Source organism: Novosphingobium malaysiense (genome assembly GCF_000802225.1).
Taxonomy (GTDB): domain Bacteria; phylum Pseudomonadota; class Alphaproteobacteria; order Sphingomonadales; family Sphingomonadaceae; genus Novosphingobium; species Novosphingobium malaysiense.
In genome coordinates this window covers 354761-375835 of record NZ_JTDI01000007.1, presented here as the reverse complement: position 1 = coordinate 375835, position 21075 = coordinate 354761, and the positions used below count along the sequence as shown (strand labels likewise).

Genomic DNA, 21075 nt, shown 5'->3' with positions numbered 1-21075 from the left:
CGAAAGACCGGCGTGTCACCGGACCATGTCCGCCAGGGCGGCGAAGGCGCTGTCCTTGCGTGCACGCGGCTGGCGATTTTGTCGGGGATTTCGACGCGGTGGCCGCCAGCGCCAGCGTAGCGGGGCAGGAGGACCATGCGCTTCCTCGGACAGGGGACGCGGCACGATCGCCTGGAACCCGCCCAGACGTAGCAGGCGCGAATAGCTGGAGGTCGTCAGCCCCATCGAGACTGCCCGCGCCGGGTCCAGCTTGAAGTCGCGCGCCTTTTCCGTGCTGCGCGCCTCATGGGCCTCGCGCAATAGCTTCTCGGCCATGTCGAGGCGGATCAGTTGCTTGCCCAGATTGCGATAGCCAGCGACGCGGCCATGCCGAGTGGCGGGCAGGGCAGGCGGCATTTCCGTTTCCGGGGTTCCTCCAGCTGGCGATTTCCCGGCGATACGGGCGAGCAGCCGCCAAAGGGCGATCGGCTTCGGACGCAGCATGGCCGGCACGAAAAGATCCAGCGCGCCGACCCGCACGCCGAGCCGCGCCAGCATCGTGCGGCGATGCTTGTCGAGATTGTCGACGCCCGACTGTTCGCGTGACGTCATGCCGCCGCGCTCCACGAGCGTGATCAGCAGGGCGCGCAGGTCGGGCCCGGCGTCTTCCGCGCGGCTCGCTTCATCCAGCTTGCGCAGCGGCTCCAGTGGAGAAAGCGCGGTTTCGAGCCAGATCTCGAGCGCTGCCACCAGCGCTTTTCGCGAAGGACCGGGAATCGCGTCGAGCGTGCGGTCCGGCACCAGGACCGGCGCAAGCAGGGACCGCCCGGCCGAGAGCTTGCCGATGCGTTCGCCGTCCCAGACGAGGTCTCCGTCTTCGAACCCAATTTCCGCCGTACCGGCGTGAATCGCGTCGGCGAGCGTGTCGGCGCGTTCCTGCAGCAGGGATGCAAGGTGCTTTTCGGCGGCGGCCAGCAGCAGCTTGCGGTCGGAAAGCCGCGTACCGGGATCGACCTTGAAGGCAAAGCCGCGCAGCGAGCCGATGTGCTCGCCTTCGACAAGAACTTCCTCGTCCTCGAGCCGGACGGACAACAGCCCGGCATCGGGCCCCAGTTTCTTCATGAGTACAGCGGTCCTGCGATTGATGAATCGTTCGGTCAGTTTGCCGTGAAGCGCATCGGAAAGTCGAGCCTCGACCGCGCGGGCCCGCGCGGCCATCTCGTCGCGCGCCAGCACCCAGTCGGGCCGCTGCGCGATGTAGGCCCAGGACCGGATTGCGGCGATCCTTCCCTGCAACGTGTCGATATCGCCGCCGGTCCGGTCGAGCTGGGCGATCTGACCGGCTACGAAGTCGGCGCCCAGTTCGCCTTCGCGCAGGTCCTGCCACAGCCGGGTGACGAACCGGGAATGGGTTTCCACTCCCTGCTGGCGGAAATCGGGCAGGCGGCAGGCTTCCCAGAAGCGCTCGACCTGGGCCGCGCCGCGAACGCTCCCGGCGATCTGCGGATCTTCGGCGAGGCGCCTGAGGACGGCAAGATCGATTGCTTCCGGCGCGGGCGCCAGTTCGGGGCGCAGCGGCGGCGTCTCGAGATCGGCGATGAGTGTTTCGAGGCTGTCGAAGCGCGGCTCCGGCTCGCGCCAGAAGAGCTTCGTCAGGGGCGGAAAGCGGTGCTCCTCGATGGCATAGATTTCTTCGGGTTCGAATTCGGAATCATGTCCGCCGTGCCCGGTCAGCGTGCCGAAGCTTCCGTCCTTCTGGTGTCGGCCGGCGCGGCCGGCGATCTGCGCCATTTCCGCGGAAGTGAGACGGCGATGGCGCCGGCCGTCGAACTTGGATAGGCCGGCGAATGCGACATGCTCCACGTCGAGGTTGAGGCCCATGCCGATGGCATCGGTGGCGACCAGATAGTCGACTTCGCCCGACTGGTATAGCGCAACCTGGGCATTGCGCGTCTGCGGGCTGAGCGCTCCCATGACGACAGCCGCGCCGCCGCGGAACCGGCGCAGCATCTCGGCAATGGCGTAGACCTGCTCGGCGGAGAAGGCGACGATGGCACTGCGCGGAGGAATACGGCTGAGCTTTTTCGCTCCGGCATGGGTGAGAGTGGAAAACCGGGGGCGCGTGACGATCTCGGCTTCCGGCACCAGCGCCTTGACCATCGGTTCGAGGGTCGAGGAACCCAGGATCATCGTTTCCTCGCGCCCGCGCGCATGCAGGAGGCGATCGGTGAAGACGTGGCCGCGCTCCCGATCGGCCGCCAGCTGAGCTTCGTCGATGGCAACGAAAGCCATGGAGCGATCGAGGATGGGCATGGCCTCCGCCGTGCACAGCAGGTAGCGCGCGTCCTTCGGTTCGATCCGTTCTTCACCGGTGATCAGGGCGACGTTCCTTTCGCCCTTGATATGGCAGACCCGGTCATAGACCTCGCGCGCCAGCAGTCGCAGGGGAAAGCCGATCATGCCGCTGGAGTGCGCGCACATGCGCTCTATGGCGAGATGCGTCTTGCCGGTATTCGTCGGCCCGAGCACCGCCTTCACCCCGCTTGGGGTGTCCTGACGTGAGGAGACGTGCGGAGCGTGAACCATCTCGGACACGAATGTGGCATCGCCGCCCGCCGCTCGCAAGTGTCGACTCACCGAAAAGAAGGTCCGGAATCCACAGGATTAGGGTGGTGTTAACCTTGAGCGGGCAAGGAAATTGATGAAGGTCCGGATCGGGATCTTCACCCTTCCATGGGGATCCAAGGGTTGCATTACGTCGGGTTGAAACGGGAAGCGGGGCGTTTTGTTCAAGGCGCTTGAAGAAAGCGGTGGAGATATCCGCCATGGTGCAGGCGACGCTGTCGTCCTGTCGCACGCGCATGTCCTGACAGATCCGCCCGCGGCCGACGAGGTGTGGCTCCGCTGCCCTTATGACGAGCCGGACAGGCCCAGCCTCTTCGAGCGCTTTTCGCAACGCTGCCAGCAGTTCGAAGCCTGGTGCGCACACGTCGACCTGGCACCCGACCTTGCCAGCGATATCGGCAGCCGCAAATGGATGCGCGGCCTCGCTACGCTGCTCGGTTTGAGCGCGGCCGCCATCGCCATGTGGCCCGACTTTTCCAAAGTCGAAGCAGCGACAGCGATGCCGGTCGAGCACCGCGAGCGCGACGAATTCCGCAGCCAGAGCATCGCCCCGCTGGCCTTCGGCGCCGACAGCGGTCGCCACATGGGCGCCAGCCCCCTGGTCAGGCCGCTTGCGCAAGTCCCTGAGCGCCCCAGTATCCAGCTCGTTTCCACGCTGAGCCAGGGCGACAGCTTCAGCCGTATGCTCGAGCGCGCCGGAGTCGGGGGCAGCGATATCACCCGCGTTTCGGAACTGATCGGCAATGCCATGCCAGTCGAGGACATCGCATCCGGCACGCAGTTCGACATCACGTTGGGCAAACGCCCGGAACCGAACGCCTCGCGGGCGCTCGACGCGATCGGCTTCCGCGCTCGCTTCGACCTCGATCTCTCGATCGAACGGGGTGATGACGGCAATCTCGCGCTGGTGCGTCATCCCATCGCCGTCGATGAAACGCCGTTGCGCATTCGCGGCACGGTGGGTTCCAGTCTCTACCGCTCCGCGCGCAATGCCGGCGCGCCGGTCGCGGCCATCCAGCCCTACCTGCAGGCAGTCGACAAGTATCTCAGCCTCGAGGACGACATCGGCGCGTCCGACGAGTTCGACATGATCGTGGCCTACAAGCGCTCGGCCAAGGGAGAGCGCCAGGTCGGGAAGCTGCTCTACGCGGGCATCGAGCGCGACGGCAAGCCGCGCCTGCAATTGCTGCGCTGGGGCAAGGACGGCCAGATGTTCTCGGCAACCGCGCTGAGCAAGCCGCGCAGCGTGCCGATCGGCCAGCCAGTGGCCGGTCGCATCACCTCGCGTTACGGCATGCGCCGCCATCCCATCCTGGGATACGTGCGCATGCACTCCGGCATCGATTTCGGCGCGTCCTATGGGTCCCCCATTTATGCCGTGGCCGATGGTACCGTGACCTACGCCGGGCGCCACGGTGGCCATGGCAAGTACGTGCGTATCCAGCACACCGGCGGGTTGGGTACCGGCTACGGCCACATGAGCCGTATCGCCGTATCGTCGGGAAGCCATGTGCGTGCCGGGCAGGTGATCGGGTATGTCGGTTCTACCGGCCTGTCGACCGGACCTCACCTGCATTTCGAAGCCTACCGCAACGGCCACACGATCAATCCTGCCGGTATCAGTATCGTTTCGCGGCCGCAGATCGACGCCAAGGAGCGCGATGCCTTCAAGGCCAGGCTCAAGTCGTTGCTGACCGTCGAGCCGGGCGCCGCGCTGGGACCCATGGCTGCCGCGCCGAGCGAACATGCCGAGGCCGAGCGCGAGATCGACCGACTGGCACCGAAGAAGATCGGCTGACGACCCGTCGATTGCGCAAGTCGCGCCGCATCTTGCGCAATTGAACCGCAAGGCATTTTCCGGCAATCACCCGGCCATGTCCGGAACCTATCCCCACACTCGCCTGCGCCGCGTGCGCGCCACGGCCTGGAGCCGTGCGATGCACCGTGAAACGCAGCTCACGCCCGCGGACCTGATCTGGCCGCTGTTCGTCACCGAAGGCGACGCGATCGAACAGCCCGTTTCGTCGCTGCCGGGCGTCTCGCGCTGGTCGGTGGACCAGATCGTGGTGCGCGCCAAGGAGGCGGTGGACCTGGGCATTCCGTGCCTGGCACTGTTTCCCAACACCCAGCCCGAGCGCCGCAGCGAGGACGGGAAGGAAGCGCTCAACCCCGACAACCTCATGTGCCGGGCGATCCGGGCGATCCGCGATGCGCTGGGCGATTCGATCGGTCTGCTGACCGACGTGGCGCTCGATCCCTACACCAGCCACGGTCAGGACGGCCTGATCGACGAGGACGGCTACGTGCTCAATGACCAGACGGTGGAAATGCTGGTCGGCCAGTCGCTCAACCAGGCCGCTGCGGGCGCGGATATCATCGCGCCGTCGGACATGATGGATGGCCGTATTGGCGCGATCCGCGCCGCGCTCGAGGACGAAGGCCATGCCAATGTCCAGATCATGAGCTACGCCGCCAAATATGCTTCGGCATTCTACGGTCCGTTCCGCGATGCCGTTGGTTCGGGCGGTCTCCTGAAAGGCAACAAGAAAACCTATCAGATGGACCCGGCCAATGCCGAGGAAGCCTTGCGCGAAGTGGAAATGGACCTGGCCGAAGGCGCGGACAGCGTGATGGTCAAGCCCGGCCTTCCCTACCTCGACATTGTCCGGCGCGTGAAGGACACCTTTGAGGTGCCGGTGTTTGCCTATCAGGTCTCCGGCGAATACGCGATGATCGAGGCAGCGGTCGCCGCTGGCGCCGGCGAGCGCGATGCCCTGGTGCTGGAAACGCTGCTGGCCTTCAAGCGTGCAGGGTGTTCGGGGGTATTGAGCTATCACGCGGCGCATGCCGCACGGCTCCTAAATGGTTGAAGCGACTACACCCTTTCGTCTGGAAACCGACCGGCTGACGCTGCGCGGCTGGGGGCCGGGCGATGTCGATCGGTTCGTCGCGGTGACCAACACGCCTGCAGTCATGCGCTGGCTCGGCGGGCTGATGGACGAGGCTACGATAGGCATGCTGGAAGGTCGCATGATCGGCTTCCAGGAAAAGTACGGCCACTGTTTCTGGATCGTCGAGCGCAAGGACGATGGCGGGCACCTCGCGGGACAAGTGCTTGGGTTCTGCGGTCTCAAGCGTGCCGACGCGCCCGATGCCGACATCCTCGGTGAATTCGAGATCGGCTGGCGCCTGCGCGAGGATGCATGGGGCAGGGGCTACGCCAAGGAAGCGGCGATTGCCTCGCTCGATGCCGGTTTCGACCGCTTCGGCGCCGAGGTGATCTACGCGATCACCGTTCCCGGGAATGCCGCGAGCTGGGGCCTGATGGAACGTCTCGGCATGACGCGGCGAGAAGACCTCGATTATACGGACAGCCGCTTCGATCCGCCGCTGTGCGACACGATCGTCTATTCGCTGGCCCGGGACGCCTGGAAATCGTGAGCGGCTGACGGCCTGCACTTTTTGCAGGCTTGCGCTCGCCTTGTGCCCTGGCCCATGGGGGGTTTTGGGCACGACGTTAGAGAGATCACATGAGCGAACGCACAGACATCACCCTGGCCGCCATCAACGGGAAGTCTCCCAGGATCCATTCGAGCGCGTTCATTGCGCCGGGATGCCGGATCATCGGCAATGTCGAGATAGGACCCGATGCCAGTGTATGGTACAACTGCGTAATTCGCGCCGATGTGCATCGCGTCGTCATCGGCGCGCGCAGCAACATTCAGGATGGGACGGTCGTCCACTGCGATAGCCCTAAGCCATTGAATCCAGATGGTTTTCCAACAATAATCGGTGAAGATGTGCTGATCGGGCACATGGCCATGGTCCATGGCTGCACGCTCGAGGACCGCGCCTTCGTCGGGCTCGGGGCGATCGTCATGGACGGCAGCTACATCGAAAGCGACGGTATGCTTGCGGCAGGCGCCATGCTCACCGGCAAACGGATCGGCGCGCGTCAGCTCTGGATGGGGCGGCCCGCCAAGCACCTGCGCGATCTGGATGATGCCGCAATCGAAGCGAACCAGGCCGGAGTGAAGGGCTATGTCATCAATGGTCGCATGCATGCCGAGGCGCTCGGCCTGAAAGCCTGATGGCGCGGCCCAAAGCGGACTTTCCGGCCGCGGAGGCCGTTCTTGCGCTCATAGATTCCCAGGGGCGGCTTGCCGTTCGCGTCACGCCCGGCGCGCGCGTGGAAGCGCTCGAGATTTCGGAAGGCCGGTTGCTTGCCAAGGTGCGCGCCAAGCCCGAAGGGGGCAAGGCCAACGATGCCGTGCGCAGTCTGCTTGCAGCGGCGCTGGGAATGGCACCGTCCCGTCTCGAACTGTTGCGCGGCGCAACTTGTCGGGAAAAGCAGTTCAGGATCCCAGGTTAGCCCGCGCAATCCTGTACCCGATAAGCGTGAGCACAGCCGAAGCCGCGACTGCGACCCAGAGACTGGCACGTCCCAGCGAGAGAAAGACGAGCGATCCGAACGCGGCTCCGCTCGCCAGCGAAGCCCACATCGCGAAGAATGGCCAGGCCGGCTCTTGCGGGCGACGGGTGATTTTCGAGCCCAGCGACTGCCCGATGCGGACCAGCGCGCCGGTGAGATAGGTAAGTGGCACTGGCGTCTCGTCGTGCTGCAGCGAATTATTGAGAGCGCCCATGGCCAGGACGAGGCAGGCCATCATCGTGGAGCGGTGGCCTGTCGCCGTGGAGATGCCGCCAAGAAGCAGGAGCAGCGTCACCAGCAGCAGTACTGCGGGCTTGCGCCAGGGCCCGGCCCTGAACGCGGTGACGTTGCCTGCGGCCACGCCCAGCACGAAGCCGAAAATGAGAAGGGCGGGGATCGCGGCTCTCAGGCCCTCGGTGATCAGATCGGTGGCGAACCGCGTGGTGTTGCCCGACATGAAGGAGACGAAATAGCGATCTGCCGACAGGTACCCGACCGCATCGACATACCCGGCGAGGGCTGAAAGGGCGGCGGCAAGCGCTTTTCGGGGTCGGTCGAGGCTGTGCACGAAGCCGAGACTAGCGGCATGATGCCGCGCTGACGAGTGGTGTCAGCGTCCCATTCCGCGGGCGAGGTCTCCCAGAACCTCGCCCATGGCCTTGGCCATGTCGGCTGGCTCGGGCGCGACGTCGGCAATGGCCCGCTGCATCGCCTCCGCCCACTGGCCGGCGGTGTCCTTGGTGATCGTGAACGGCTTGTGGATGCTCATCATGCAGCGGCCGGGGTTGGCCTCGAACCAGTCGCGCGGCCCACCGGCCCAGCCGGCGAGGAACTTGGGTAGCGATTCGCGCATCGGGGCCAGATCGGGCGCGTGCATGGCGCGCAGTTCCGCGTAGGCGGAATCCTGCTCCATAAGGTCGTAGAAGCGGTTGCAGATTGCTTCGAATACGGGCGCGCCGCCGAGGCGATAGAAAGGCGCGTTGGGATTGGCGGTCGGCTTCGCAGGCGCTTCAACGGTCACAGGCTGATCTCTCCGGAACAAGGGGGCTTATGGTGCGTCTTTAGCGCCTTGGTTTCACGTGAAACCTTGATCGCGATCAATCGCGCACCAGCGCGCGCAGCGCATCGATCCGATCGGCCTCGTGGGCGGGCTTATCTGCGCGAATCCGGTTGATGCGGGGAAAGCGCATGGCAAGGCCCGACTTGTGCCGCTTGCTGGCATGGACGGAATCGAAGGCCACTTCGAATACCAGCGACTTGTCCGTTTCGCGCACGGGTCCGAAGCGGTCGACGGTGTGGTTGCGTACGTATCTGTCGAGCCACTTCAACTCCTCGTCGGTGAAACCGAAATAGGCCTTGCCCACCGGCAGCAGATCCGCGCCGGCATCCGGATCGCCGTCCCAGCAGCCGAACGTGTAGTCCGAATAGAAGGAGGAGCGTTTGCCCGAGCCGCGCTGGGCATACATGAGCACGCAATCGACCAACAGCGGATCGCGCTTCCACTTGTACCACAACCCGGTCTTTCTTCCCGCCACGTAGGGGCTGGCGCGGCGTTTGAGCATGACTCCCTCGATGGCGTCGTCACGCGCGCGTTCGCGCAAGGCGGCCAGAGCCGGGAAATCGTCCGCCTCGATCACCTGCGACAGGTCGAACCGCTCGGTATCGAGATCGGCGACCAGAGCCTCGAGCCGGTCTCGCCGCTCGTGCCAAGCCCGTTCGCGCAGGTCCTCGCCTTCTAGGATCAGTACGTCGTAGAGCCGCACGAAGGCCGGCAATTCGGCCCGCATCCTTTTTGATACGGTCTTGCGGCCGAGCCTTTGTTGCAGGGCGTTGAAGCTCGCCGCGCCACCCTCGGCTCCCCCCTGATGACTTCCCCGCACGAGCAGTTCGCCGTCCAGCACGGCGTCGATTTCCAGCGCCTGCGTGATTTCGGGAAAGGTGGCGGAGATGTCGTCGCCCGATCGGGAATAGACCCGCGTTTCGCCCCCTGCCCGTACAACCTGCACGCGGATTCCGTCCCATTTCCACTCTGCCGCGAACTCCGCCAGGTCGACTTCCCCTTCGTCCAGGGGATGGGCGAGCATGAAGGGCCGGAACAAGGGAAGGTTTTCCGTGTCCGGGGGCGGCGCACCATGTGCAGCCCATGCGAACAGTTCCGTGTACGGCGGCTGCTGGCCGTGCCAGTGCTCCTCGACATCCTCCACGGCGACGTCGAAGGCCTGCGCGAAAGCCGTCTTGGCCAACCGCGCCGATATGCCGATGCGCATCGCCCCGGTCGCCAGCTTGAGCAGGGCGTAACGCCCGTTCGCGTCGAGGCGGTCGAGCAGGACCGGCAGTTCGGTCATTACGTTGGCGCGGGTCATGCGCGAAAGGTGGCCCACGGCTTCGCTGATGGACGGCGGCGAAGGCACCGTATCGCTTTCCGGCCAGAGCAGGCTCGCCGTTTCCGCCGAATCGCCGACATAGTCCCGGCTCAGGGTCCACAGCACCGGGTCGATGCGCTCGCTCATCAGGTTGCGGATGGTTGAACTTTTCACTGCGGGAAAATCGAGCCCGTCCGTAAGTGCGGCCAGCGCCCAGCCCCGATCCGGATCCGGGGTATCGTGCAGGTAGTCGGCCAGAAGCTTGAGCTTGGCGTTGCGGCTGCGGGTGTAGACCAGCGCATCGAGCAGTCGGGCGAAGGCTTCCATCAGTCGTCCTCGTCCTCGTACCCCACCAGGGCAAGGGCCCTGGCCCGTCGCTGGTTGAGCTGGCACCAGCGCAACATGGCCTCTTCCCGCCCGTGCGTGATCCAGGTTTCGCTCGGGTCGATATCGACGACGGTCTGCGTCAGTTCGTCCCAGTCGGCATGGTCGGAAATAACGAGCGGCAGTTCGACCATGCGCTGGCGGGCCCGCTGCCGCACGCGCATCCAGCCGGACGCCATGGCGGTGACCGGATCGGGCAGGCGACGGCTCCAGCGGTCGTTCAAGGCGGACGGAGGTGCCACGACCACGCTCCCGCGCAATTGCTCCTTGTTTGCGTCCGAAACCAGACCGAGTTCGCCGAGATTCACCCCGTGCTCTTCGTAGAGCCGGCACATCTTCTCCATTGCACCGTGCAGCCAGATCACGTCGTGGTGCCCTGCCTGGCGCAGTTCCGCGATCAGGCGCTGGGCCTTGCCCAATGCATAGGCGCCGACAAGGACGCAGCGTTCCGGATTGGCGGCCAGGACCGAGAGAAGCTTGCAGATTTCCCGTTCAGCGGGCGGATGCCGGAAGACGGGAAGGCCAAATGTGGCCTCGGTGACAAGGATATCGCAGGGGGTGACCTCGAATGCGGCGCAAGTGGGATCGGGCCGCCGCTTGAAATCGCCCGTCACGACAATCCGCTCGCCGGCATGTTCAAGCAGGATCTGGGCCGACCCCAATACGTGGCCGGCGGGGATCCAGGTGGCCGACACGGCGCCGGGAAGGGTGAGAGTTTCCCCGTAGGCGACCGGCACTGCTCCATCGTCGGTAGCGTAGCGCAATTTCATGATCGCGAGCGTTTCGCGTGTCGCCATGGTCGTGCCATGGCCGCCGCGCGCGTGGTCGGCATGGCCGTGAGTGATCAGCGCCCGGTCGACGGGCCGGGCCGGGTCTATCCAGCAGTCGGCGGGAACGACATGGATCCCCCAGGGTTCGGGTCGGATCCAGGAAAAATCGCGAGGCATGCAAGCAAAAATGGGGCGGAACCCGTCAGGTTCCACCCCATCATGTCAGTTATCGGCATTGGCCTCAGTCGTCGGTGCTTTCCTCCGGCTGCGGTCCGGTCTTCTTCGCCGGAGTCTTGCGGACCGGGGCCTTGCGCTTCTTGGACTTGCTCACCTTCGGCGCGGAAGGCGTCAGCTCGAAGTTGAGTCCGCCGTCCTTGACCGAGACATGGACTTCGCCGCCATGCGCCAGCTTGCCGAACAGCAGTTCCTCGGCCAGCGGCTGCTTGACCCGCTCCTGGATCACGCGACCCATCGGGCGCGCGCCGTAGAGGCGGTCGTAACCGCGGTCGCCCAGCCATGCACGGGCATCGGAGTCGAACTGGATGTGGACGTTTTGGTCCGCCAGCTGCAGCTCGAGCTGGAGGATGAACTTGTCCACGACCCGGCTGATGGTCTCCTTGGCGAGGTAGCTGAACGGCACGATCGCATCGAGCCGGTTGCGGAACTCGGGGGTGAACATCTTCTTCACCGCCTCGTCGCCGGCGTCTTCCTTGGAAACGTCGCCGAAACCGATGCCTTGCCGCGCCATGTCCGAAGCGCCCGCGTTGGTGGTCATGATCAGCACCACGTTGCGGAAATCGACGGTCTTGCCGTGGTGATCGGTCAGCTTTCCGTTGTCCATCACCTGCAGGAGGATGTTGAAAAGGTCCGGGTGGGCCTTCTCGATTTCATCGAGCAGCAGGACGCAATGCGGCTGCTGGTCGACGGCATCGGTAAGCAGGCCGCCCTGATCGAAGCCGACATACCCCGGAGGTGCGCCGATCAGCCGGCTGACCGAGTGGCGCTCCATGTATTCGGACATGTCGAAGCGCTGCATGGGTATGCCCATGATCGAGGCCAGCTGCTTGGCGACTTCGGTCTTGCCGACGCCGGTCGGACCGGAGAACAGGAACGAACCGATCGGCTTGTCCGGATCGCGCAGGCCTGCACGGCTCAGCTTCATGGCGGTCGAAAGAACCTCGATCGCCTTGTCCTGGCCGAAGACCACGCGCTTCAGATCGCGTTCGAGGTTCTCGAGCGCCTTCTTGTCGTCCTTGCTGACCGACTTGGGCGGAATGCGCGCCATGGTTGCGATCACCGCCTCGATTTCGCGGGCTGTGATCGTCTTCTTGCGGCGGCTGGGCGGCAGCAACATCTGCATGGCGCCCACTTCATCGATCACGTCGATCGCCTTGTCGGGCAGCTTGCGGTCGTTGATGTACCGGGCCGAAAGCTCCACGGCGGTCTTGATCGCATCGGTCGTGTACTTGACCTTGTGATGTTCCTCGAAGGCCGAGCGAAGGCCCCGAAGGATCTTGACGGTATCTTCGACCGTAGGCTCGTTCACGTCGATCTTCTGGAATCGGCGCAGCAGGGCCCGGTCCTTTTCGAAGTGATTGCGGAATTCCTTGTAGGTGGTCGACCCGATGCAGCGGATCGTGCCGCCCGAAAGCGCCGGCTTGAGCAGGTTCGAGGCGTCCATTGCCCCGCCGCTGGTGGCGCCGGCGCCGATCACAGTGTGGATCTCGTCGATAAACAGGATCGCGTGCGGCATCTTTTCCAGTTCGGAAACGACCTGCTTGAGGCGTTCCTCGAAATCGCCGCGGTAGCGCGTGCCCGCAAGCAGGCTGCCCATGTCGAGCGAGTAGATCACCGCCTCGGACAGCACTTCGGGCACTTCGCCTTCGACGATCTTGCGCGCCAGGCCCTCGGCGATGGCGGTCTTGCCGACGCCGGGATCGCCCACGTAGAGCGGGTTGTTCTTGGAACGGCGGCACAGGATCTGGATTGTCCGGTCCACTTCGGGGCCGCGGCCGATAAGCGGGTCGACCTTGCCGGCCAGCGCCTTCTCGTTGAGATTGACGCAGAACTGGTCGAGCGCGGAATCTTTCTTGTTGCCGGCGCTTTTCGCCTCGGCCTTGTCTTCCTGCGGCGCGGCACCGTCGTCGTTGCCTTTGGGGCTGCGGTCCTCGATACGCTTGCCGCCCTTGCCGATACCGTGGCTGATGTAGCTGACGGCATCGAGCCGGCTCATGTCCTGCTGCTGCAGGAAATACACGGCATAGGAATCGCGTTCGGAGAACAGTGCGACCAGGACGTTGGCGCCGGTCACGGTGTCCTTGCCGGACGACTGGACGTGCAGGATGGCGCGCTGGATCACGCGCTGGAAGCCGGCGGTCGGGGCGGGGTCGCCCTTTTCCTCGGTCTTGAGCGACTGATATTCCTGGTCGAGGTACTGGCGTACCACGTCGCCGAGATCGCCAAGGTCCACGCCGCAAGCCTGCATGACCTGGGCTGCGTCCGGATCGTCGATCAGCGCGAGCAGCAGGTGCTCGAGCGTCGCATACTCGTGGCTCCGTTCAGACGCGTGAGACAGGGCCGAGTGCAGGGTCTTTTCAAGGCTTTGCGCGAAACTTGGCATTTAGGACACTTTCATTGGGAGGGAGGACTCTCCTTGCGGGAGTGTGTGGCGGAGCAGGGTGCAGGAACTATATAGGAACGCTCGGAGCGGATGCGAGGTGCCGCTAAGGGCAACGAGGCGAACCTTGACCGGATCACGGTGTCTTCGGCCTGAACAAAGCTTCGGCCGCCGCCATGTGCGCGGAGGACTTGCTTCGATGCTCTCTGATGCGGACGATCTCGGCTTCGAGCAGGACGATGCGTGCATCCAGTTCGTCCAGCGAATAGCGCTCCAGGCTTTCGCTGGCGAGAAGGCTGGCGGCACCGAGATCATTCTCGGGCGACCGCCGCCGCGGTCGATCGTCCTCGTCCATTGCACTGCAGCATCGGACTGTAATTCTCTGCTGTCAATGCCCGGAAAGGAGTTCCCCTCCACTGGTACTGTGTGGCAACAGTGACATCATGTTGGCTAATCTTCCCGCGACCATGACCGCCATCGGCTTCGAGACTCCCGGCGACCCGGATGTTCTTCAGCCCGTTACCCTGGACCTCCCAAGGCCCGGCCCGGGAGAAGTGCTTGTCAAAGTGGCCTTTGCCGGGGTCAATCGGCCCGATGTCGTCCAGCGCAAGGGCAACTATCCGCCGCCGCCGGGCGCCTCGCCAATCCCCGGCCTCGAGATCTCCGGCACCGTCGCGGCGCTGGGCGAGGGCGTCCTCGACCTCGAGGTGGGCCAGGCCGTCTGCGCCCTGGTTTCCGGCGGAGGTTATGCACAGTATTGTCTGGCCAAGGCCGGGCATTGCCTGTCGGTTCCCGATGGCATGCCGCTCGACATGGCGGCGGCCTTGCCCGAGACGCTGTTCACGGTCTGGCACAATGTCTTCGAGCGCGGCTATGCCCGCGAAGGCGAGACCATCCTCGTGCACGGCGGCACCAGCGGGATCGGGACCATGGCGATCATGCTGGGCAAGCAATTCGGGCTGCGCGTAATCGTTACCTGTGGTTCTGCCGAAAAGTGCGCCAGGGCGCTAGAGATCGGCGCGGCCCACGCTATCGACTACAAGTCGACCGATTTCGTGGAAGAAGTGGCAAGGCTCACCGACCGAAACGGTGTCAATCTCGTGCTCGACATGGTTGCGGGCAGCTACGTCGCGCGCAACCTCAAGTGCCTCGCCATGGATGGACGTCATGTCACCATTGCCGTGCAGGGAGGGGCCAAGTCGGAGATCAACATGGCTGTGGTCATGAGTCGGCGCTACACGCTCACCGGCTCCACCCTTCGGCCTCGGTCTGATGAATTCAAGTCGTTGCTTGCGCAGGAAATTCGTGCCAACGTCTGGCCTCTTGCCGTGGAGGGCGCCCTGCGGCCGGTGATGGACATGCGCTTTGCGCTGGCCGACGCTTCGGCAGCGCATGCGCGCATGGAAGCCGGCGACCACATCGGCAAGATCGTGCTGGAGGTGTGACGTCACTCATGCGATGACGTCACCATGGACGACCTGATCCTGCATGAAGACCCGCGCAGCGGGAACTGCTTCAAGATACGGCTGACCGCTGCCTTGCTGGGCAAGCGCATCCAGCGGGTGCAGTACGACATCATGAACGGAGAGACGCGCACGTCGGAATTCCTGCAGAACGTGAATGCCAACGGTCGCATTCCTGTGCTGCAGATCGGCAACCGGTTTCTGCCCGAGAGCAATGCCGCCTGCTGGTATCTCGCCGAAGGTTCGCCTTTGATTCCGGCGGAGGCGTTCGATCGTGCCGATATGCTGCGCTGGATGTTCTTCGAGCAGTACAATCATGAACCCAACATCGCGACCTTGCGCTTCTGGTTGATGTTCGTGGGCGAGTCGAATCTATCGACGTTCCAGAGGGATCAGATCATGGCCAAGCGCGCGGGCGGGGAAGCTGCCCTGGCCGTGATGGACGAGCACCTTTCGGCCCGCGATTGGTTTGTCGGCGACAGCGTCACCCTCGCCGACTTGTCCCTCTATCCCTATACCCACGTCTGCGAAGCGGGTGGATTCCGGCTTTACGACTATCCCGCCGTATGCCGCTGGCTCAACCGTGTGTCGGGCCTGCCAAGATACGTCTCCATGGACTGAGCCGGGAAATCCGCTGGGCGCTTCGCAAGAATCAAGGCTTTTGCTTGCCGAATCCGGAAACTTTCCCTAAATCGGCATCGAACGGCCGCTCCGCAGGGGCGGCCCTTATTGTTTCCGCCGGAGATAGAGAATGAGCCAGCCCACTCCGCTGATGCCGCACGCGACCGCCTCCTGGCTGGTCGACAACACCGCGCTGACCTTTGAGCAGATCGCCGAATTCTGTGGTCTGCACATGCTTGAAGTCCAGGCCATGGCCGATGATCTCGCGTCCAGCAAGTATACCGGCCGCGATCCCGTGCGCGCTGGCGAGCTTACGATGGAAGAGATCGAGAAGGGCCAGAAGGATCCGGAATACAAGCTCAAGATGCACAAGGTGCCGGTGACGGTCAGCCGTACCAAGGGGCCGCGCTATACGCCGGTTTCCAAGCGCCAGGACAAGCCGGACGGTATTGCCTGGATTCTGCGCAACCATCCGGAAGTCTCCGACGCGCAGATCGGCAAGTTGATCGGCACCACGCGCAACACCATCGGCGCGATCCGCGACCGGTCGCACTGGAACATCGCCAACATCACGCCGAAGGATCCCGTGACGCTGGGTCTGTGCTCGCAGCGCGAACTCGACGCGATCGTCGCCAAGGCCGCCAAGAAGGCCGGTATTGAAGACGAGGTATCGGGCGATGAAAACCTGGTCGGCGATCGCGAGGCGCTGATCGAGGAACTGCGCGCCGAGCGCGAGGCTGCCGCCAAGGCCGCCAGCGAAGCCGCGCAGGAGGCCGAAGCCGCCGCCTGGCTCGAGGCCAAGCGCGCTGCGGAGGCGGCGGAAGAGCGCGGGGAATAACGCTGCTCAAACCGATCGCTACCGCGCTTATGCGTTGCTGGTGTCGGCAAAGTTAACAACTGAACACAAGTCGCTTGCCCGGCGTCCGCCTTGGGCGCAATGTCGCGCGCATGGACGAGAGGAACGGCCCCGCCGCATGGCGCATGAGCTACGCTCATCCCAGCTCATGGGAGCGGGAATTTGCGCCTCTGGCGATGCCGGACATGTTTGCCGCCAGCGTGGCCAGTCATGGCGAGCGCGTGCTGGCAGATTTTCTCGGGCGTACATACACCTATGGCCAAATCGACCGCGAAGCGCGGCGATTTGCGGCGGGTCTGCAGTCGTTCGGCATTGCCAAGGGTGACCGGGTCGGGCTCTACCTGCCAAACGTCCCTACCTATCTCGCGGCCTACTTCGGGGCGTTGATGTGCGGCGCCGTGGTGGTCAACTTCTCACCGCTCTATTCCCGATCAGAGCTGGAGGTCCAGGTTGCTGACTCAGGTACGCGGCTGCTGGTCACGCTCGACGTGCCCTCGCTGCTGCCGACCGCCGAACGGGTCCTGCGGGAATCGGACCTGGAATTGCTGGTGGTCGCACGCCTGGGAGCGCAGATGCCGTTCTGGCAAAGGCTTGGTCTCAGCGTGTTCCGCCGTGACGAAACCGTGCCTGTCCAGGTGAGCGCCGACGTTATCGAGTGGCCGACAGCGCTGGCCGACCACGATCCCGATCCCGTAGACATCGAGCCGCTCACTGACCTGGCCCTGCTGCAATATACCGGCGGGACCACCGGAACACCCAAGGGCGCGATGCTGACCCATCAGAACCTGACGGCCAATGCGCGGCAGATCGAATGCATCGATCCTCATGCGCATGCGCGCGACGTGATCATGGGCGTGCTGCCCTTTTTTCACGTCTTCGCCAATTCCAGCGTGCTGAATCGCACGATCTGCAATGGCGGCATGATCGCGATGCTTCCCCGGTTCAGGCCAGCGGCGACGCTCTCCACCCTTGAGCGGGTCAAGGCCACGGCGATGCCGGGCGTGCCGACCATGTTTCAGGCACTGCTCGACGATCCGCATGTGAGCCGGACCGATTTCTCCCATCTGTTCACGTGTATATCGGGCGGCGCGCCATTGCCCGCAGGAGTCAAAAGCGACTTCGAAAGATCGACGGGCGCCAAGCTGGTAGAAGGATACGGTCTTACCGAAGCGGCAGGCGTCGTCGCGACAAATCCGTTCGACGGTCCCGAACGGGTCGGCTCGATCGGTCATCCGCTGCCGGGTACGGACCTGCGCCTGCTCGACAAGGACGATCCCGGGAAGGATGCTCCGACGGACGAGGCGGGAGAGCTTGCAGTGTCGGGCCCCCAGGTCATGGCCGGCTACTGGAACCGGCCGGAGGCGGACCGCGCGGCTTTCGTCGAGCGCAACGGCAAACGATGGCTGCGCACGGGTGATATCGCGACGATCGACGAGGAAGGCTACGTGCGTATCGTCGACCGCGCCAAGGATATGATCGCGGTGGGCGGGTTCAAGGTCTTTCCCAGCCAGGTCGAAGCGGTCCTGCTGGAACATCCCGACGTCAGGGAAGCGATGGTGCTCGGCGTGCCCGATGCCTATCGCGGGGAAAGCCCGCGCGCCTACGTGGTGCTCCAGCCCGCAGCCAGCGCTGGAACGGACGAAATTGCCGAATGGTTCAATGCCCGCGTCGGAAAGCACGAACGCGTCGATCAGATCGTTGTGCGTTCGTCGCTGCCCCGGACGATGGTCGGAAAACCGGACCGCAAGGCCCTCAAGGCTGAGCTGTTCGGCGCCGTGAAAATCTGAATTGGCGCCCTTTTTCGCGCCGTAGGCCCGCCGGGCCTGCGTTCAGTGCGTGTGCCCGTCCTCGGCAAGGAACGTCAGCAGAGCTTCGTCGTATTCATCGACCTTGCCGTTTGCGTCGATCCTGTCGTCGAGCCAGGTCTGCTCGTCGTTGGTGACACGCACTGCCATTTGGGCGAGAGACGCGAAACTGGCTTTGGCCTCCTTGCGGCCAAACACGATGCCTTTGCGGTTCACCGTGGCGATGCTGCGAACGGCGCGCACCATGAAACCGCCGACCGAAGAGGTCCGGTCGTTCATGAACGCCTCGAGCTGCGCGGCCCTTTCTCGTGACATCGGTGTGTGCGAAGTAAATCCCTGCAGATAGTTGGCGACGCCCTGAACGAAGAGCCGTTTCCATTCCGCGGCGTTTTCGCCCTGCAGAGTCTCGTCCTTGATGCGAAAGAGCATTTCGGCTTCGCGGCGGCTTACGCCCGCCGGGCGCTCGCTTCCGGACGCGAACAGGATACGGCGCATGATCTGCGCTTCTGCAGCGGTCACATTCCCGGCCGCCAGTTCGCCACCGCAGCGGGTGGGGCCGACCCCGGTAAGCACGGCATCCTCGATCTGGCGAAGGGCGTAGGTGCGCAAGCTGTCAGGCACGTTGAGCGCCTTTTCGAACACGCGAACCAGCAGTTCGAGTTCGGTGATCGAGTGAAGCCGGCCGTCGCGCTCGACATGGGCGATCAGCCAGTCCGCATTGCCTTCGGTGACGTAACCGCGCGGCTCGAGCTGGTTGACCACGTATTCGCCGATGGCCTCGATGAAGAAGTCCGCCCATTCCCGGCTCGGGGCGTCGAGCCGCCCGTTTATGGCGAAGATGACCTCGGCCTGTTCCGGGTCTATTCGCCCATTGGCCCAACCGGCCTGGCGCAGCGCAAGAACATCGTCGCTACAGATCTCGCCGTCCGCCAGTGCCTGCTCGGCGATTTCGCTGAAATGCATGCTCATCGTATTGCGGCTCCCGCAAATAATCGTCGGGAAACCAGTGGCAGCATAAGTCTAATTTGGCGTTAAACCGGCTATCTTTGCCTGAGCGCGGCGACGCAGGCGGCCCTGTCCACATCCTGGCCGTCGGATGCGCGGCGCGCGTCGACGTAGGTCGCCAGCGGCTCGCGCGAACGCGAGGTAGGGTAGAGATAGATGTCGAGGACGCAGGGCGTGCCGGTGAATTGCAGCTTGCGGGCATCGCCTTCCCAGACATCGAGACGGGGATCGCCGAATTCGCGGACCAATTGCTTTTGCGTGGCGCCGATCACGCCCTCCAGTCCGGGAATGGACTGGAACTGCGGCTCGCGCGGTACCGTGCGCGTTGGTTGCCGTACCGTGGGAATACCAGAAGAGGGGCGTTGCGTGCTGGCGACGCCCCCGGCGCAGGCCGTGAGCAGCAACGCTAGCGAACAGGCAGCCAGGGGGGCACGGATGCGGGCGAGGGTCGGTCGCGGATGCGGTTTGGTCATGATCGGCCCATCGCATTGCGCGGCGGGCATCGCCTGTCAACGGCTCCGCTTCGGGCTGACGGTTGCGGAGCGGCGGGCCGCACGCTACTCGCGGTCCATTGCTCTTCCCGCCAATTCAAGGACAGGTTTTCCCCATGACGCAACCGAGCCTGGATGTCGTCGCCATCGGCAACGCCATCATCGACGTTATCGCCAATTGCGAGGACAGCCTGATTGACGAACTGGGTCTCGCCCGGGGCGGCATGATGCTGATCGACACGGACCAGGCGCGCAGCCTCTACGACGCGATGGGTCCGGCGCGGGAGATCTCGGGGGGGGTCTGCGGCCAATACCCTTGCCGGGCTCGCCATGCTCGGCGCGAAGTGCGGATTCATCGGGCAGGTTGCGCAGGACCAGCTGGGCGACGTCTTTTCGCACGACATCCGTTCGGCCGGTATCCAGTTCTCGGTTCCGGCCCGGGCGGGGGATCCGCCGACGGCCCGGTGCCTGATCTTCGTGACCCCGGATGGCCAGCGTACGATGAATACCTTCCTCGGCGCCTCGCAGCACCTGCCGCCGGAAGCGCTCGACGAGACCGTGATCGCCGATGCCGCCGTGCTCTATCTCGAAGGCTACCTGTGGGATCCCGAAGAACCACGCGCGGCCATGCGCAAGGCGATTGCGGCCGCGCGCCGGGCTGGCCGCAAGGTCGCTTTCACGCCATCGGAAACATTCGTCATCGATCGGCATCGCGACGATTTCGTCGAGTTGATCGAAGCGAGCGAAATCGACGTGCTCTTCTGCAACGAACACGAAATGGCCGCGTTGACCAAGGAGGCCGATTTCGAAACCGGCCTTGCCAAACTTGCGCCGAAGATCCCGACGCTGGTGGTGACGCGAAGCGCCGATGGCGCGGTCGCGATTGCTGACGGCGTTCGCAGCGAAGTCGCCGCCGAACCTATCGACCGGGTGGTCGACACGACGGGAGCCGGGGACCTGTTTGCAGCCGGTTTCCTGTTCGGGCATGTTCGCGGAATGGCAACCGACGATTGCCTGCGGATGGGTGCGATTTGTGCCAGCGAGATCATTTCCCACTACGGCGCTCGCGCCGAGCGCGACCTCAAGGCCTTCGTTGCCGAACGGATGGGGTGATTCCAGGCCAGATAGGAAAGGGAAACGCGATTGAACTGTCCGGCGTTGATCGATTTCGAAGCGAGCTGCCTGCCCGAATACGGTCAGTCCTTCCCGATTGAAGTCGCAGTCGCCCGGACCGACGGAGACAGTCGTGCCTGGCTAATCCGGCCCGTCGAGGCCTGGAAGCACTGGGACTGGTCGCCAGAGGCGGAAAAACTGCATGGCATCAGTCGCGCGATGCTCGAACAGGAAGGACTGCCGCCCGAGCAGGTGGTCGCGGAACTGAGCAATTTCGTCCACGACTGCAACGTCTACGCCGATGCCGATCTCGATCAGTACTGGCTCGAACTGCTGTGCCACGCGGCGGGAACCACGCCACCGTTTCCAGTCCGCTTTCTCGGCGAGTTCATGAAGAAGCGCGGGTACTCTCGTCCGCAGGTCGTCACCGCCCTTGAAGAGGCCAAGCGTCGCCTGCCCAAGGAACACCTGGCGCGCGAAGATGCGAAGCGGCTGGCCATGGTGGTGAAGCTGCTGCTGGATGAGCCGCCCCGGGGCCTCAGTTACTGATC

The 21075-nt window shown here is 64.3% G+C and carries 19 protein-coding genes and 1 pseudogene; 11 read left to right on the top strand and 9 right to left on the bottom strand.

Translation table 11 applies throughout. The annotated features are described in order from the left end of the window. Positions 1–15: 15 nt before the first annotated feature. Positions 16–2565: a helicase-related protein gene (locus LK12_RS21170; protein ID WP_039288670.1), complete on the bottom strand. Its 2550-nt coding sequence runs from the start codon at positions 2563–2565 to the stop codon at positions 16–18. A 199-nt stretch (positions 2566–2764) separates the two neighbouring features. Here LK12_RS21170 and LK12_RS21165 point away from each other — a divergent pair, with 199 nt between their 5' ends. The 5 genes from LK12_RS21165 (at position 2765) to LK12_RS21145 (ending at position 6976) form a co-directional block, all read left to right on the top strand. Further along, positions 2765–4402, top strand: a complete 1638-nt coding sequence (locus tag LK12_RS21165; protein WP_039288668.1) for a M23 family metallopeptidase — start codon at positions 2765–2767, stop codon at positions 4400–4402. A gap of 76 nt (positions 4403–4478) precedes the next feature. Next, the gene (gene hemB, locus LK12_RS21160) at positions 4479–5474 is read left to right on the top strand and encodes a porphobilinogen synthase (protein ID WP_039289687.1); all 996 of its coding nucleotides are present in this window, start codon (positions 4479–4481) and stop codon (positions 5472–5474) included. Then, complete coding sequence (locus LK12_RS21155) at positions 5467–6045, top strand: GNAT family N-acetyltransferase (RefSeq protein ID WP_039288666.1); 579 nt, start codon at positions 5467–5469, stop codon at positions 6043–6045. Before hemB ends, LK12_RS21155 begins: the two co-directional genes overlap by 8 nt. Positions 6046–6134: 89 nt before the next feature. Beyond that, positions 6135–6695, top strand: coding sequence for a gamma carbonic anhydrase family protein (locus LK12_RS21150; protein WP_039288664.1), 561 nt, complete (start codon positions 6135–6137; stop codon positions 6693–6695). Then, on the top strand, positions 6695–6976 hold the full coding sequence (locus LK12_RS21145) for a DUF167 domain-containing protein (RefSeq protein ID WP_039288662.1): 282 nt from the start codon (positions 6695–6697) through the stop codon (positions 6974–6976). The genes LK12_RS21150 and LK12_RS21145 overlap by 1 nt, the downstream gene beginning before the upstream one ends. On the opposite strand, the gene LK12_RS21140 is transcribed toward LK12_RS21145, so the two are convergent. From LK12_RS21140 to LK12_RS21115, 6 genes are all read right to left on the bottom strand, one after another. Beyond that, on the bottom strand, positions 6960–7604 hold the full coding sequence (locus LK12_RS21140) for a YoaK family protein (RefSeq protein ID WP_039288660.1): 645 nt from the start codon (positions 7602–7604) through the stop codon (positions 6960–6962). The genes LK12_RS21145 and LK12_RS21140 overlap by 17 nt on opposite strands. 42 nt (positions 7605–7646) lie before the next feature. After that, positions 7647–8057, bottom strand: coding sequence for a group II truncated hemoglobin (locus tag LK12_RS21135; RefSeq protein ID WP_039288657.1), 411 nt, complete (start codon positions 8055–8057; stop codon positions 7647–7649). A gap of 76 nt (positions 8058–8133) precedes the next feature. Continuing rightward, positions 8134–9726 carry a cisplatin damage response ATP-dependent DNA ligase gene (locus LK12_RS21130; protein ID WP_039288654.1) on the bottom strand — a complete coding sequence of 531 codons (1593 nt, stop codon included), beginning with the start codon at positions 9724–9726 and terminating at the stop codon, positions 8134–8136. Beyond that, the gene (locus LK12_RS21125; RefSeq protein ID WP_039288652.1) at positions 9726–10730 is read right to left on the bottom strand and encodes a ligase-associated DNA damage response exonuclease; all 1005 of its coding nucleotides are present in this window, start codon (positions 10728–10730) and stop codon (positions 9726–9728) included. Before LK12_RS21125 ends, LK12_RS21130 begins: the two co-directional genes overlap by 1 nt. Positions 10731–10794: 64 nt before the next feature. After that, a complete protein-coding gene (clpA, locus tag LK12_RS21120; protein ID WP_039288649.1) occupies positions 10795–13173 on the bottom strand; it encodes an ATP-dependent Clp protease ATP-binding subunit ClpA in 2379 nt (792 codons plus the stop codon). Positions 13174–13306: 133 nt separating this feature from the next. Then, positions 13307–13525, bottom strand: a complete 219-nt coding sequence (locus tag LK12_RS21115) for a DUF1192 domain-containing protein (protein ID WP_039288647.1) — start codon at positions 13523–13525, stop codon at positions 13307–13309. Between the two features lie 88 nt (positions 13526–13613). Here LK12_RS21115 and LK12_RS21110 point away from each other — a divergent pair, with 88 nt between their 5' ends. From LK12_RS21110 to LK12_RS21095, 4 genes are all read left to right on the top strand, one after another. Beyond that, the gene (locus tag LK12_RS21110; protein ID WP_039288643.1) at positions 13614–14615 is read left to right on the top strand and encodes an NAD(P)H-quinone oxidoreductase; all 1002 of its coding nucleotides are present in this window, start codon (positions 13614–13616) and stop codon (positions 14613–14615) included. 24 nt (positions 14616–14639) lie between these two features. Then, the gene (locus LK12_RS21105) at positions 14640–15254 is read left to right on the top strand and encodes a glutathione S-transferase family protein (RefSeq protein ID WP_039288641.1); all 615 of its coding nucleotides are present in this window, start codon (positions 14640–14642) and stop codon (positions 15252–15254) included. 130 nt (positions 15255–15384) lie between these two features. After that, positions 15385–16092 carry a DUF1013 domain-containing protein gene (locus tag LK12_RS21100; RefSeq protein ID WP_039288639.1) on the top strand — a complete coding sequence of 236 codons (708 nt, stop codon included), beginning with the start codon at positions 15385–15387 and terminating at the stop codon, positions 16090–16092. A 110-nt stretch (positions 16093–16202) separates the two neighbouring features. Beyond that, complete coding sequence (locus LK12_RS21095) at positions 16203–17897, top strand: long-chain-fatty-acid--CoA ligase (protein WP_039289685.1); 1695 nt, start codon at positions 16203–16205, stop codon at positions 17895–17897. A 42-nt stretch (positions 17898–17939) separates the two neighbouring features. Here LK12_RS21095 and LK12_RS21090 read toward each other — a convergent pair whose 3' ends face one another. Both LK12_RS21090 and LK12_RS21085 read right to left on the bottom strand, forming a co-directional pair. Further along, positions 17940–18884 carry a hypothetical protein gene (locus LK12_RS21090; protein WP_039288637.1) on the bottom strand — a complete coding sequence of 315 codons (945 nt, stop codon included), beginning with the start codon at positions 18882–18884 and terminating at the stop codon, positions 17940–17942. Between the two features lie 71 nt (positions 18885–18955). Further along, positions 18956–19393 carry a hypothetical protein gene (locus LK12_RS21085; protein WP_197063610.1) on the bottom strand — a complete coding sequence of 146 codons (438 nt, stop codon included), beginning with the start codon at positions 19391–19393 and terminating at the stop codon, positions 18956–18958. Between the two features lie 134 nt (positions 19394–19527). Between LK12_RS21085 and LK12_RS21080 the strand changes: the two are divergent. Then, positions 19528–20524, top strand: a pseudogene (locus LK12_RS21080) (adenosine kinase). Between the two features lie 30 nt (positions 20525–20554). Continuing rightward, complete coding sequence (locus LK12_RS21075) at positions 20555–21073, top strand: 3'-5' exonuclease (protein WP_039288635.1); 519 nt, start codon at positions 20555–20557, stop codon at positions 21071–21073. The last annotated feature ends 2 nt before the right edge of the window (positions 21074–21075 follow it).